The 13,457-nt window shown below is 66.6% G+C and carries 10 protein-coding genes; 4 read left to right on the forward strand and 6 right to left on the reverse strand.

The genetic code is table 11. The features are described from left to right. Window positions 1-259: 259 nt before the first annotated feature. Complete coding sequence (hemB, locus tag Pla111_RS09535) at window positions 260-1,273, reverse strand: porphobilinogen synthase (protein WP_146573681.1); 1,014 nt, start codon at window positions 1,271-1,273, stop codon at window positions 260-262. Between the two features lie 109 nt (window positions 1,274-1,382). On the opposite strand from hemB, the gene Pla111_RS09540 reads away from it, so the two are divergent. Both Pla111_RS09540 and Pla111_RS09545 read left to right on the forward strand, forming a co-directional pair. After that, complete coding sequence (locus tag Pla111_RS09540) at window positions 1,383-1,802, forward strand: hypothetical protein (protein WP_146573684.1); 420 nt, start codon at window positions 1,383-1,385, stop codon at window positions 1,800-1,802. A 208-nt stretch (window positions 1,803-2,010) separates the two neighbouring features. Beyond that, window positions 2,011-4,566, forward strand: coding sequence for a hypothetical protein (locus Pla111_RS09545; protein ID WP_146573686.1), 2,556 nt, complete (start codon window positions 2,011-2,013; stop codon window positions 4,564-4,566). Here Pla111_RS09545 and ade read toward each other — a convergent pair. The 5 genes from ade to cutA form a co-directional block, all read right to left on the reverse strand. Further along, the gene (gene ade / locus Pla111_RS09550; protein WP_146573688.1) at window positions 4,533-6,179 is read right to left on the reverse strand and encodes an adenine deaminase; all 1,647 of its coding nucleotides are present in this window, start codon (window positions 6,177-6,179) and stop codon (window positions 4,533-4,535) included. The two genes, Pla111_RS09545 and ade, sit on opposite strands and share 34 nt — an antisense overlap. 474 nt (window positions 6,180-6,653) lie before the next feature. Then, window positions 6,654-7,217: a PEP-CTERM sorting domain-containing protein gene (locus Pla111_RS09555; RefSeq protein ID WP_146446861.1), complete on the reverse strand. Its 564-nt coding sequence runs from the start codon at window positions 7,215-7,217 to the stop codon at window positions 6,654-6,656. Continuing rightward, window positions 7,217-7,756 (reverse strand): PEP-CTERM sorting domain-containing protein, encoded by a 540-nt coding sequence (locus Pla111_RS09560; protein ID WP_197524900.1) that lies wholly within the window; start codon window positions 7,754-7,756, stop codon window positions 7,217-7,219. The genes Pla111_RS09555 and Pla111_RS09560 overlap by 1 nt, the downstream gene beginning before the upstream one ends. Window positions 7,757-7,808: 52 nt before the next feature. Continuing rightward, window positions 7,809-8,435, reverse strand: a complete 627-nt coding sequence (locus Pla111_RS09565; protein ID WP_146573692.1) for a PEP-CTERM sorting domain-containing protein — start codon at window positions 8,433-8,435, stop codon at window positions 7,809-7,811. Between the two features lie 688 nt (window positions 8,436-9,123). Then, window positions 9,124-9,450 (reverse strand): divalent-cation tolerance protein CutA, encoded by a 327-nt coding sequence (cutA, locus tag Pla111_RS09570; RefSeq protein WP_146573694.1) that lies wholly within the window; start codon window positions 9,448-9,450, stop codon window positions 9,124-9,126. 388 nt (window positions 9,451-9,838) lie between these two features. Here cutA and argH point away from each other — a divergent pair, with 388 nt between their 5' ends. Both argH and Pla111_RS09580 read left to right on the forward strand, forming a co-directional pair. Next, window positions 9,839-11,257, forward strand: coding sequence for an argininosuccinate lyase (gene argH, locus Pla111_RS09575; RefSeq protein ID WP_315851485.1), 1,419 nt, complete (start codon window positions 9,839-9,841; stop codon window positions 11,255-11,257). After that, window positions 11,254-13,389 (forward strand): hypothetical protein, encoded by a 2,136-nt coding sequence (locus Pla111_RS09580; protein ID WP_146573698.1) that lies wholly within the window; start codon window positions 11,254-11,256, stop codon window positions 13,387-13,389. The genes argH and Pla111_RS09580 overlap by 4 nt, the downstream gene beginning before the upstream one ends. Window positions 13,390-13,457: the final 68 nt, after the last annotated feature.

Below are 13,457 nucleotides of genomic sequence, written 5' to 3' on the forward strand. Positions count from 1 at the left end.
CGATGCTGAGCCAGCCTCTACTCAACTGAGGCAAGTTTGATGGCGCGCAATCACGTTTCACGTTCCTGGGCCAGGCAACTTCGTCGCCGCGAGAGCCGCTTCGGTCGATATGACCGCCCGCAATTTGCATGAACGCCAACTCGCTGAAGTTGGACCACCCTCGCTCAATTCGCGTCGGCCAGAACTGCCGGCGGTGATCCCGACCTCAGCGGATTCGAAGCCTATTGCCCAACGCTCCGCTACCGACCCCCCCGCCCGCTCACCCCGCTTGTAGCGCCCGTGCCGCCTCGAGCGCGAAGTACGTCAGCACGCCGTCGGCACCCGCTCGTTTGAACGCGATGAGGCTTTCCAGCATCGCCCCCTCGCGGTCCAGCCAGCCACGTTCAGCCGCCGCGGCAATTTGCGCGTACTCGCCCGACACCTGATAGGCAAACGTCGGCGCGCCGAACTCGCGCTTCACGCGCGAAACAATATCCAGGTACGGCTGGCCCGGCTTGACCATCACCATGTCGGCCCCCTCGGCCAGGTCGAGCGCCACCTCGCGCAGCGCCTCGTCGCCGTTGGCCGGGTCCATCTGGTAGGTCTTCTTGTCCGCCTTGCCCAGCGCGCCGGCCGAGCCGACCGCGTCGCGAAACGGGCCGTAGTAGGCCGAGGCGTACTTGGCGGCGTAAGCCATCAGGGCGACGCGCTCAAAGCCCGCCCCGTCGAGCGCAGCGCGCAGATGGCCGATGCGGCCGTCCATCATGTCGCTGGGAGCGATGATGTCGCACCCCGCCTCGGCCTGCACGAGCGCCTGCTGGGCGAGCGCGGCAAGCGTCTCGTCGTTGGCCACATAGCCGTCGATCACCAGCCCGTCTTGCCCGTGCGACGAGTAGGGATCGAGCGCCACGTCGGCCACCAGACCGATCGCCTCGCCATGGGCCTGCTTGACGGCGCGCAGCGCGCAGCACATGAGGTTCTCGGGGTTCCACGCCTCGCGGGCGTCGGGCGTTTTGCGCTCGGCGGGGGTCGCCGGAAAGAGCGCGATGGCCGGTATGCCCAGCTCGATGGCCTCGGCAACGGCGTGCGGCAAGCGATCGACGCTCTGCCGCTCGACGCCGGGCAGGGAGGCAATCGGCTCACTGCGGCCGGAGCCCTCGCACACAAAGACGGGCCAAATTAAATCGGCCGGGCTGAGGCGGGTTTCGGCCACCAGCGCCCGCGACCAGGCGTAGCGCCGCGAGCGACGGAGCCGTACGGCGGGGAAGCGGCCCAGGGGGTCGGGGGTCGGCATCGATGCGGGCAAACGGTTTATGCGTCGGGGGGGAGCGGCCAGGCCGCTGCAGGGGGCCGATCTCTAAGGTACTCCGCGTGCGGGCCGCGAGCGCTTAGAATCCACGCTCATGTCAGCCCCCCCTCCGCCGCCGGAGATGCGTGTCGGACCGTTTCGGTTCACGTCGGTCGGGGTGCGTATCGACGGTAAGCCGACGCTCGACGCGTGGAAAGGCCCGCTGCAATTCGCTCTCTGGTGCCAGAAGGCGGGCCCCTGGTGGATCGGCGATCTGCTCAACGCGGGCGAGGACGGCTTTGGCGAGGCGTTTTACGCCATGTGCGAGGGGGCGGTCTCGGGCGACCAGCTGAACCGCTACGCCTCGGTCTCGCGGCGTGTGCCGCTCGGTAGCCGGGTGGCGTCGCAGAGCTGGTCGGCCCACGCCGCGGTGGCGCGGCTGGCACCGGCGGAGCAGCGGCGCTGGCTCCTGCGTGCGGAAAAGGAAGGCTGGTCGAGCGAAGAGCTACGCCAACAGGTGCGCGGCGCGAAATAGGCGGGCGACACAAGTCGGCGGGGCGGATCGCTAATCGGCGGGCCGGGGTTACGGAAACCACCCCCGCGCTTCGTTTTCTCTTGCTTCTTGTGGAATGCTTCGGTTAACACCGAGCGGGTAAAGATAACGACTGCGTGTTGTTGAGGCGCAGCACGCGCGAACCGGTATGAGCGGTGTTTCCCCTTTTCTCGGAACAGAGAGGTGAACCATGAGGCGATTGTTGGTGTCGATCGGCGCGGCGTTAATCGGCAATTGCGGGGGGGCGTGGGGTTTTGACGATCTGACGGCGGCTTATCGATGGGACCCCCTGAAGATCGGCGGATCGGCGTGGGTCACCGGCATGGTGTCGCACCCGACGACACCCGACTTACGGATCGCCCGCACCGACACCGGGGGCTTTTATCGGTGGGAAGCCGATCAGGGCACCTGGCGACAACTGGCTACCGCCGATCGGTTTCCCGACGTGTCGGGGTGGGTCAGCGGGACGGGGGTTGAGTCGGTCGCCCTCGCGGCGTCGGCGCCCGACACCCTGTACGTCGCGATGCGCGACGCGATCTATCGATCTGACAATCGGGGCGACAGCTTCACCCGACTCAACGCCACGATACCGATGGAGCCTAACAGCCAGCTCATCCGCTCTGATGGCGAACGGCTGGCGGTCGATCCGCGGAACCCCGACATCGCTTTGTTCGGTTCCCGCGATCGGGGGCTTTGGCGTACCGAGAACGGGGCCGACTGGTCAGCGCTGAGCACAGCGGTCATTCCCTCCGGCGAGCCCGGAGCGGGCATTCCGGTCGTCAAGTTCGATCCGAACTCTCCGGCTCTCGGCGGCCGGACTTCGACGGCGTACGTCGCCGTGCGTGGCGGCGGTGTCTACGCCACCTACGACGCGATGGGCACCTGGAGCAAGCTCAGCGGAGTGCCCGGCGGGCCGCTCGACTCAGCAACACCGACCGATGCCGAAGTCCATCCTAACGGAGACCTGTACCTCACCTACAACAACTCCGGGATCAACGACGCTGGCGTGTGGCGCTATCGGCCCGGCGCGGGCTGGGGCGTTGCCGAATCCGACTGGCAGCAGCTCAACACCATCCCGTGGAAAAACCATAACGCGATCGCGATCGACCCGACCAACCCCAACCGTATGTTCACGGCGACAGACGGTCTGCAGGAGACCTTCTTCAGCGAGAACGGGGGCGCGTCGTGGCGTCAGCTCTCGTTCGAGCCAAGCTCGCCGACGATCCCCTGGGCGCAGCAAACGCTTATCGACTGGGTTAGTTCGGGTGAATACTACTTTGATCCCCACGTGCCCGGACGGCTTTGGATGGCGGAGGGGGTGGGCGTTTGGTACTCAGACCTCACGCCCGCTGAACTCGACGACGACCGCATGACCTTCAACTATCAGTCCGAGGGGATTGAGGAGATGGTGCCGCTAGATATCGTGGCACCGCCCGGCGGCGCGGTGATTAGCTTCGGGTGGGACCGCACCGGTTTCCGCCATGAGAACCCCGACACCTACACCGCAACGCAGGTTTTCCCCGACCGATTCAGCGCCGGATGGGACGGTGCCTATCGGCCCGGCACCCCCACCTACCTGGTGACGACTAGCGCCGACGACCTCCCCTTCAGCGGTTACCGCAACAACGCCGGCTACTCGACTGACGGCGGCGTCACTTGGCAGCCGTTCGCGTCGCTGGCGGCAGGCACCCATCCCGATGATCTAAAATTCGGGGCCATCGCCGCCGCCAAAGCGGACGCTGCGCACCCCAACAGTCTGGTGTGGCTCCCGGCGGACAGCACACGCCCCTACTTCTCTACCGATGGCGGCGCGACGTGGAGCCGCGCAGCCGGCTGGCCTGTCGAACCACCGGGGAGCGACAGCGCCGGACAACCGATCAGCTCGGGGCTGTGGTTCCGCTACTTCCGCTTTCAAGGCCTCGTCGCCGATCCCCACCAGGCAGGAGCTTATTGGCTGACCGTTAAGAACCGCGGCCTGTGGCGTTCGGAAGATGGTGGGGATTCGTGGCAGATCGTCTCCGACACACTCCCCAACTGGGGGCATCACGCAACGCTCCTTGCCGACCCCTCTTCCGCCGACAGACTCTGGTACGCCAACGGCGATCAAGAGTCGCCCTCTGACTACCACGGCTTGTTCGTCTCGAACGACAGCGGCCTAACCTTCACCGAGATCCCCGGCACCGAGCACGCCCTCGACGTGGCTCTCGGGGCCGCCGCGCCGGGGTCAGACTCGCTAACCGTTTACCTCTTGGGGATCGTCCAGGGGCAACAAGGGTTGTTCCGTTCGCTCGACGACGGAGCGAACTGGGACTTCCTTGTTCATTACCCAATGGGCATCTTCGACGCCCCGTTGCTCATCGAGGCCTCACCCGATCGATTCGGTGAAGTGTACGTCGGCTTCAGCGGAACGGGCTTCGCCATTGGTCGGCTTGCAACGACCGCCGGAGACTACAACCTCGACGGCACCGTAACTCAGACCGACTACCAAACCTGGCGGGAACAGTACGGCCAGCTCGGCACCCCCTCAGCCGATGGCAATCGCGATGGCCGTGTCGATGTCGCCGACTACACCGTGTGGCGTGACGCCTTCGGGGCACCGAGTGGGGCGAACGCGCCGGCGGTGCCCGAGCCGGCGAGCGCCTGGCTCGCGGCGATTGCCTGGCTCGCAGCCGCCCGCCGACCGCGGCGTAACCAGGCAGACGGCGGCGGGGTCTACGACAGCACCTGCGTGAACGTGAACCGATAGCCGTCGAACAGCCCGCGGTCGCTCAGCTTCAGCGCGGGGATCACCAGCAGTGCCATGAACGACAGCGTCATGTACGGCGCCCGCAGCGGCGAGCCCCACTGCTTGGCCAGCTTGTCGAGCGTCGCGTAAGCGTCGCCCACTTCCTGGCACGTGCCCGTGGCCATGAGCCCCGCCACCGGCAGCGGCAACGCCTCGGCCAGGCCCGACGAGTGGCTCGCTGCGCTCAGCCCCCCCTGGTTGTCCATCACCAGATTGATGGCGGTCGACAGGTCCACCTCGTCCACACCCACCGCGATCACGTTGTGCGAATCGTGCGCAACGCTCGACGCGATCGCCCCCTCGGTCAGACCAAATCCGCGGATGAACGCAATCGCCGGCGGTGCCTTGCTGTAGCGATTCACCACCACCAGCTTCAGGATGTCGCGCCCGGGGTCCGACGTCACAAAGCCGGCGTGCTCGCGCGGCTCAGTCGAGAACGACTCGGTGATCAGCTGTCCGTCGATCGCGCGGATCACTTGCAGGTTTTCGCCCCCCATGGCCGGCAGCAGCAGCTCCTCGGCCGCCACCTCACTCGCGACAAAGTGGTTGGCCACCTGCGGCTCGACGCGCGGCAGCAGCGTTCGCCCCCCCTCGGCCACCAGCTCGCCATCGATCCAGGTCCGCAGCGCGTTGAACTCCGTGAGCGAATCGAGCAGCACCATGTCGGCCGGATCGCCCACGCGCAACTGCCCCACCGGCAACCGATAGTGCTCCACCGGTGTCTGACACGCGGCCCGCAGGGCGGCGAACACATCCGTCCCCGCCGCCACGGCGCGGCGCACCAGCGAGTTGATGTGGCCCAGCGCCAGCTCGTCGGGGTGCTTGTCGTCGCTGCACAGCATCACCATGCCCGGGTGCGTGGCGATCAGCGGCTGCAGGGCGTCGAAGTTCCGCGCGGCGGAGCCCTCGCGAATGGCGATCTTGCAGCCGGCGGCCAGCTTGTCTTGGGCCTCCTCGATCGTGAAGCACTCGTGGTCGGTCGTCATGCCGGCGGCAATGTAGGCGGCCGCCTGTTCGCCCCGCAGTCCCGGCGCGTGGCCATCGACCGGCTTGCCGCGCTCTTGGGCGGCGCGGATCTTCGCCAGGCACTCGGGGTCGCCCCCCAGCACACCGGGGAAGTTCATCATCTCGCTCAGGTAGCCGATGCGCGGGTTGTCGAGCAACGCCTCGACATCGGCGACCGTGATCGTGGCGCCGGCCGTCTCGAACGTGGTGGCCGGCACGCACGAGGGGGCGCCAAAGCAGAACTTGAATGGCGTGTGGCTAGCGTTCTCCAGCATGTACTCGACCCCCGCCACGCCCAGAACGTTGCCGATCTCGTGCGGATCGCTGACCGACCCCACCGTGCCGTGCGTCACCGCCGCGCGGGCGAACTCGGTCGGCACGAGCATGGAGCTTTCAACGTGCACGTGGGCGTCGATGAAGCCGGGCGTGAGATACCCCTCGGCCGTTTCGCCCGCGGCGAGCGGCTCGATGGCGGCGATCTTCCCCTGGGCGACCCGCACCTCAGCCGCAAAGACGCGCCCCGCGGCCAGATCCACCACGTTGGACTTCAGCGAAAACTCGGCAGGCATGTTGCGGGGGGTGGGTTATCGGAGGCGGGACATTTGGGGGGACGTGCAGCAATCGCACGTCCGGTGGGCGGGTCGTCAACCAAGGCGACAAGTATAACGGCTCGGTTTGATATGGGGACGGATGGGCTTCGCCGTGAGACCAAGGCTGTGAGGAGAGTAGTTAAGCAGGTGGCCTGTACGTCCTGCGTAGCTTGGGACCGGCAGAAGCGTGCCAGCTAGGAACGCTCGGTCAGACGAAGCCAGAGGCCATCTTGAGGGGGTCGAATCGACTGCCCCGCCTCGGAGGTCTTCTCCACCGACCACAGTTTGGCGAGACGCCAAGTTGCCGAGGCTGGTCCATCCTCGGCGCCTTCGCTGCAGTCCAAGGTGAGCGAGGTGATGTCCACCGACCGCAGGTGCGAAACGGCCGGCTGGCCCCTCCTGCGTCTAGCGCAAGTGCAGGCGGTGTCCCTGCCGACCGAAGACCTCAGCGACTTAACGTCGCCACCGACGTGTCTGCGAGAGCGCGGCGCCAGCCAAGCCCAGCAGCACCAGCGACGTCGGCTCGGGGACATTCACTACCGGGATCGGGTCTGCCGACAAACCCGGGTACGGTGTGAGCGACTGGCCAATAATGCTCTCGAAATAGGCTTGCTGAATAGTCGAAGCGCTGGCGTAGCTGAGGGACTGCCCGTTGCCGACCACCTGCTGCGGGCCGACGCTGCCAGTCCCCCAATCGAGGATCAAGTCCGTCGCATTGTCGAACAGGCGAAGGCGCGTGAGTGCAAGGGCACTGGGCGTTGCCGTGGCGGATGTGGCATCGAACGAGGTCAAGGCGCCATAGCTCTCGCCGCCCGCATTAGACCACTGGGCGAAATCAGACTCGTCGCCGAAGAACGGCGTGAACGCGCTGGTCCCGGTCAATTGGTAGGTCTTCGCCACCGGGTCGATCGTGAGCACTAGCCCCGCCCGCGCATCGACCGCCGGTAGGGCAGACGCCAGCAGCATTGCGAGCATCGGCACAACACACTTCAAAATGCGTCTTGCGTTTTCCAACATCAACGGTCCTTCCTTCGCCGCAACAGCATCAACCCGCCGAGCGCGAGCAGCGCGAGCGACGAGGGCTCGGGCACGGGCTCGGGGACGACTTGCCACGTTCCCAGCAGGTCTCTGAAGCCGTTGATGTCTCCGGTTGCGCCGGGGCCCGGCAGCGGCAGGGCGCTGAGGTCCAGCGTGCCGGTGCCGTTGAAGGCGAGTTGGCCTGCGGTGAACTCGCCTAAGTTGAAGCCGGCGCCGGAGAACAGTTGCAGCGTCGTGCTCGTGTTGCGGTAAACGGTGAACAGTTCGCCGTTAGAGAACCGGCTTAGGTCGCCGCTCATCGTCGCCTCATTGAAGCCCGTGTCTGCGGTAAAGAAGTCGGCGAGGTCGACCGGCGAGCCGTTGCCGACGGTGTTCAGCACCAGGCCGTCGGTGGATTGAATCGTCACCGCGCTGGGGTCGGTGACATCGATCAGCAGCAGGACATCGGCACCCGCCGAATGGGCCACGCCCAAGCAGGCGAGCAGGCAACACGTTACTGCGTTTCTTAAGACGTTCATCGGGATTCCTGGTTGATTACAGTGGCCAAGGCGTTCGGTCATCAGCGCGGGCTCACAATGAGCGGAAGATATATAGAGACTGTCTTTGCCGTCGGCGGCGTCCGACCATCAAACCGCCCAGGCCTAATAGCGCCAGCGACGAAGGCTCGGGGACGACTTGGACGACTCGGAAATCGAAGGTGTCTGAACTCCCGATACCGAAACGAGCGGTGCCGCCGGTGATCGTCACGCCCGGGTCATTGGGCAGATCGAAGCTGAGTGTCCCCCCGGTGATCTGTAAGCCATCCATCGCGGCCGCAAAATACACGACACCGAATTGATCGTCGTTGAATACGAAACCCGGGCCCGTCTCTTCATCGAAAATAAGCGGGCCGGTGCCAGGGACAAAAAGAATCGACCCGAATGGGTTGCTCGGCAGGCTAGGGCTGCTCGTCACGTCGAATGTCACGCTGGCATTGACACCCGTTGTGCCTCCGCCTGTTCCGTCCCAGACAAGTTCAAGCGCCACGCCGGGGGGCAGCTGGATGTCCAGCGAGATGGACGAACCATCAAGTGCCTGGCCATTGAAGTCGGCCAGGGGGTTCTCGACTCTCTGGTCGTAAACGGTGCCGATCGGGCCGGGGTCGAAGTTGACCATGGACGCCGAGGCGTTCGAGGCGATGGCGGCGAGCAAGAGCACGCGGCGAGGCGGGAATAGTAGAACCTGCTTCCGCAATAGGGTGTCGTCTTCATTAGTCACTCTGGGTAGAACACTTGGTGCATAGCTGTAGCCGGGATTTCCCAAACGGCTCTGCCGGGAACCACTCGCAGCACGATGAGGCTACTACCATAGCCGCTACGCCCCTTTGGGATAGTGTTTTTTGACTTTTCTGCCGTCTTGGCAAGCGGGAGCCCGCACGAGGTTCGATTACCGGTTTCGAACCAGCGAGCGGCGCGCAACCATTACTGAAATATGGGGTTACGTCGATGGATGGGGTGAGCAATGCCACCGCGATGGCCCCCTCGGCCAATTGGGAGTCGGGCTCACCCCAAGAGATAACCCCGAGCAGTTGCCCACCTGTTTCGGTTTTTGGTCGCACTTGATCAGCGTCCTTGAAAGCGATTGGGGGACACTACAATCGGCTTCCGATGATCTTGAACCCTGCTCGTCCTACTGCGTTTACCGCGGCAGCGGCTGCCTCAACTTCGCAGACTTAGGCCTCGGGCAAACTCGCTGAGGTCGTGCGCCGCCGGGCAGACCTCGGTCGCTGCCAGCCGCTGTCGATCTGACGGCGCAAGCCGGCCGAGTACGGTCCAGGATCGACTTACTCCGTCGAACCGACACGCCTCAGCAAACCGTGTCCGACAAATTATTGGCATTCCACACCTCACTCCGCGCACTCCTCCGCCACCCATGCCGCGTACGCGGCGGACACTTCCGTGACCGGCGTGGCGATCAGTTCGGGGGTTTCATAGGGGTGCAGCTCGTGCAGCGCGGCGCTCAACGCCGCGAAGCACGCCGGCAGCGTTTTGGCCGTCACCTGCCACTCCTCGGCCGACTCGATCACACCCTGCCAGCGGTAGGTGCTGTGGAGCGGCCCCGCGACCTGCACGCACGCCGCCAGCCGCCGCTCGACGAGCACGCGGGCCAACCGGTCGGCGGTCGCCCGATCGGGGGCCGTGGTGGTTACGAGCAACAGGGCGGGGGTCGGCATGCTCTTATCTGTGCGGGGATGGGCGGGGAGGGATCGGGCTGGGGGGAGCGGGCCGGCGGAAAGCGGGCGGGGCCGGACCGCCGCGTAGGGGTCCCTCTCGGCGGTCCATCTTAGCGGATTGCCGTCGCCGGACCGGGGCTGCCTAATCTTTGGGCGATCAGGGGGGGTCAGTCGTTGACAATCGTGGCAGCCGCTTCGTAGGGTTAGGGATTGCTAGGCGGAGGGAAGTGTCGCGCAGATGGGCAATTTGCGTCGCCCACCGCGAGCGGTGTGTCTCAAGTCCTTCCGCTTCCCCCCCGCCCCGTCGGCCCTTCGGCCCCTCTCTGCCGTGACTCGCCCCGAGACCTCCGCTTCAGCGCCCAAAACGGGTCCGCCCAATAAGAAGGGTCTGACCAGCCCCGACCCGGCCGCCGCCAGCAAGCCGTGGGGCGGCGTGTTTCAGGAGGGGACCGACCAACGTGTCGAACGCTTCAGCGAAAGCGTCTCGTACGATCGCCGGTTGTACGCCCACGATATTCGCGGCTCGATCGCTCACGCCGAGATGCTCGCCGCGGTTGGCGTGCTGACCGACGATGAAATGAATCAAATTATCGCCGGCCTGACCGCGATCGGCTGGGAAATCCAGGCGGGCCGGTTCGAGTTCAGCCAAACGCTCGAAGACGTTCATATGAACATCGAGCGGGCGCTGACCGACCGCATTGGCGACGTGGGGCGCAAGCTGCACACCGGCCGCAGCCGCAACGACCAGGTCTCGACCGACTTCCGCCTGTGGGTCCGCGACGCGATCGACGAGCTGAGCGGGCTGCTGCGCGGGTTGCAGCGGGCGTTTGTCGGCCGCGCCGACGCGGACGCCGGCGTGATCCTGCCGGGTTACACCCACCTGCAGCGCGCCCAACCGGTGCTGGCAACACACTACTGGCTGGCGTACGCCGAGAAGCTCGAGCGCGATCGGCAGCGACTGGCCGACTGCCGGCGACGGGTCAACCTGTTGCCGCTGGGCACCGCGGCGCTGGCCGGCACGACGATTCCGATCGATCGCCAAATGGTCGCCGCGAAGCTGGGCTTCGACGGCCTGGTGGCCAACAGCCTCGACTCGTCGAGCGATCGGGACTTCGCCATCGAGTTCGTCAGCTGCCTGGCGCAGATCGCTGTGCACCTGAGCGGCTGGGCCGAGGAGTGGATCTTGTGGGCGACCACCGAATTCAACTTCATCAAGCTGCCCCAAGCCTTCTGCACGGGCAGCTCGATCATGCCGCAAAAGATCAATCCGGATGTGCTCGAGCTAACGCGCGGCAAGAGCGCCCGGGTGATCGGCGCGTTGCAAAGCCTGCTGGTGCTCACCAAGGGCCTGCCGTTGGCCTACAACCGCGACCTGCAAGAGGACAAAGAGCGGGTCTTCGACGCCACCGACACGGTGCGGGCATGCCTGGAGCTGGCAGCCCCGCTCGTGACAGGTGCCGAGCTGAAGCGCGACGCCATCGCCGCCCGGCTCGACCACGGCTACCTGGACGCGACAACGCTCATGGAGCACCTCATCCACCGGGGCGTGCCGCAGCGGACCGCCCACGGCCTGATCGGCCGGTTGGTGGGGGTGGCCATGGAACAGGGCGTGCGGCTTGCCGACCTGCCGGTCGAGGCGTTCCGCGACGCACACCCGGACTTGGACGAGAGCGTCTATCAAGTGCTCGGCGTCGAGAACGCGATCCGCGCCTTCCGCAGCGAGGGCTCAACCCACCCGGACCAGGTCGCCCAGCAGGTGGCGTTATGGCGCGCGCGGCTCTCCAACGACGAGGCAACCGGCGTATGAATCGGTTTACAAACTCAATGCCCCGCGTGCAGCGGTGCGGTGTGCTCGTGCTGATGTTGATGTTGGCACCCGGTACGATGGCCGGTGCGGCGTCGCCGGCGATCGAGGCCGCCCTGGCCATGCCGCGCACCAAGCCGGTGCACTATGTGGACGCCGCTCTCGCGCTGGTCGATCTGGGGGTTCCGGAAAAGGCTACGGCGATCGCCGACGAGCTGGTGGCGTTGAGCCCCAACGAAGACGCGCTCGCTCAGCTGGTCGAGTCGGCCGGGTCGGCGCGGCTGCTGCGTTTGGCACGTGAGTTCCCCACGACGGTTTCGCTCGTTGAGCGGGCGATGACGCTTGCCGCGGCGCGTTCCACCGCGCCCGAGCGGCTCCAGAAACTCGCCCAGCGACTTACCACCGGCGATCTGGCCGAGCAACAGGCAGCACTGGCCGATCTCCGGCAAACGGGTACCGCCGGCGTGCGGTTTGTGATCGCCGCGATCGCCGATGCCAACAACCGCGAGGCCGAGGCCCGGTTGCGCGAGGCGCTTGTGGCGCTCGAGCCCGAATCGCTGCCGGCCATCGTCGGCGCGACGGCCGACAAGAACGAAGCCGTCGCCACGCAATCGATCTACGCGCTGGGGCGTTTGGCTCAGCTGGGCCGCCTGCGATCAGGAACGTACGCGGCGTTGATCGCGGTGCCCGCGTTGTTAGATCCGGCCGGCCAGCCCGCGGGCGAGGCGGCCCGCTGGTCCTATCAGCAGATCGCAGGCGAACCCGCCGACCCGGCAACCGCCGTGCGGCTACTGGATAGCACAATCGCCGAACTGCTCGCCGGATCGGTCCCGTGGCGGCCCGACGCCGAGGATCGGGTCGCATGGCTCGACGAAGGGGAGATTCCCACGGATCGGGCGGCGGTGGCGCTCGCCGCCCGGCTGGCGGCCGATCGTGCGCGGCTCACGCCCGGCGAAACTGCGGCGCAGCGGCGCGCGCTGCGGCTGGCGGCCGAGGCGGGACCTCTGCTGATCGATACCCCGCTAGACGTTGAGCGGTTCACGACCAGCGAACTGCTCAGCACGCTGGACGAGGCGCTCGTCGCACGACAGATGGGGGCCGCGAAGCGATTGTGCGAAGCCCTGGGCCAGCGGGGCGACCGCACGGCTCTGGCAAGCGTTCAGGGACGACCCACCCCGCTGGCGGCGGCCCTGGCGGCACCCTCTCCGGCAGCCCGCTTTGCGGCACTCGAGGCCATCATGACCCTCGCCCCGGAGACACCCTTCGCGGGTTCAAGCGGTGTGGCCGAGACCCTGGCGTATTTCGCCGCGGCGAGCGGCAAACGCCGCGCTGTGGTTGCTACGCCAAACTTCGCGTACTCGGCCGAGATCGCCGGGCATCTGCTCGCGGCGGGCATTGCGGCAACGCCCACCAACCGCGGATCGGACCTGTTGGTGCCGCTCGAAAAGACACCCGATGTGGAGCTGGCGCTGGTGGATCTGGCGGTGCTGCGTCCCGGCGCGCGCGAGACCCTCTTTCGGCTGCGACGGCTCGCCGGTGGGGCCGCCCTGCCGGTGGCGGTGTTAGCGCCCGATGGCCGGCTCGCCGAGGCTCAGGCGCTGGCCGAGGAGCACGACCTGCGCGTCATTGCGGTCGCGCGTCCCTACGGGGCGGCGAGCGTCTCTGCGTTGGCTGAGCGGCTCACGGGGCTCCGATCGGCCGAAGCACCCACCGCCGACGAGCGGGCTCAGATGGCCACCAGGGCCCGCGGCTGGATCGCGCAGATTGCTGCTAACGGTCCTCGTTTCTACCAACTTCGGGATTCAATCCCCGAGATCACGGCGGCCCTCGCGGCCGGCGACGCGAAAACCCCCGTGGCGATTCTCGCCACGCTGGCCGATCCGGCCAGCCAGCGCCGACTCGCCGCCGCGGCGAGCAACGAGCTGCAGCCGCTCGCCGATCGCCAAGCTGCCGCCGAGGGCTTTGCCGAAAGTGTCAGTCGGTTCGGGCTGCTGCTGAGCGAAGCCGAGGTCTACGCCCAGTATCAGGCCTACAACCAAGCGGCCACGGCCGACGAGCCGATCCAACGGGTGCTCGGCTCGGTGCTGGATACGATCGAAACGCGTCGCTCCCCGCGCACGCCGACCGCCCCTTAAACCCCCTCGCGCATGGCGTACACCGCCGCTAACTCGTCGTCCGCCGACGCGCCGCTGCCTGGCATTAT

It is taken from the genome of Botrimarina hoheduenensis, from assembly GCF_007859815.1.
GTDB classification, from domain to species: Bacteria; Planctomycetota; Planctomycetia; order Pirellulales; family Lacipirellulaceae; genus Botrimarina; species Botrimarina hoheduenensis.

Bases quoted from the DNA above. Each gene is read 5' to 3' on its own strand.
- Pla111_RS09560 (WP_197524900.1), bottom strand. From the start codon at position 7,756: ATGAACGTCTTAAGAAACGCAGTAACGTGTTGCCTGCTCGCCTGCTTG.
- cutA (WP_146573694.1), bottom strand. From the start codon at position 9,450: ATGCCGACCCCCGCCCTGTTGCTCGTAACCACCACGGCCCCCGATCGG.
- Pla111_RS09580 (WP_146573698.1), top strand. From the start codon at position 11,254: ATGAATCGGTTTACAAACTCAATGCCCCGCGTGCAGCGGTGCGGTGTG.
- Pla111_RS09555 (WP_146446861.1), bottom strand. From the start codon at position 7,217: ATGTTGGAAAACGCAAGACGCATTTTGAAGTGTGTTGTGCCGATGCTC.
- ade (WP_146573688.1), bottom strand. From the start codon at position 6,179: ATGCCTGCCGAGTTTTCGCTGAAGTCCAACGTGGTGGATCTGGCCGCG.
- Pla111_RS09540 (WP_146573684.1), top strand. From the start codon at position 1,383: ATGTCAGCCCCCCCTCCGCCGCCGGAGATGCGTGTCGGACCGTTTCGG.
- hemB (WP_146573681.1), bottom strand. From the start codon at position 1,273: ATGCCGACCCCCGACCCCCTGGGCCGCTTCCCCGCCGTACGGCTCCGT.
- Pla111_RS09545 (WP_146573686.1), top strand. From the start codon at position 2,011: ATGAGGCGATTGTTGGTGTCGATCGGCGCGGCGTTAATCGGCAATTGC.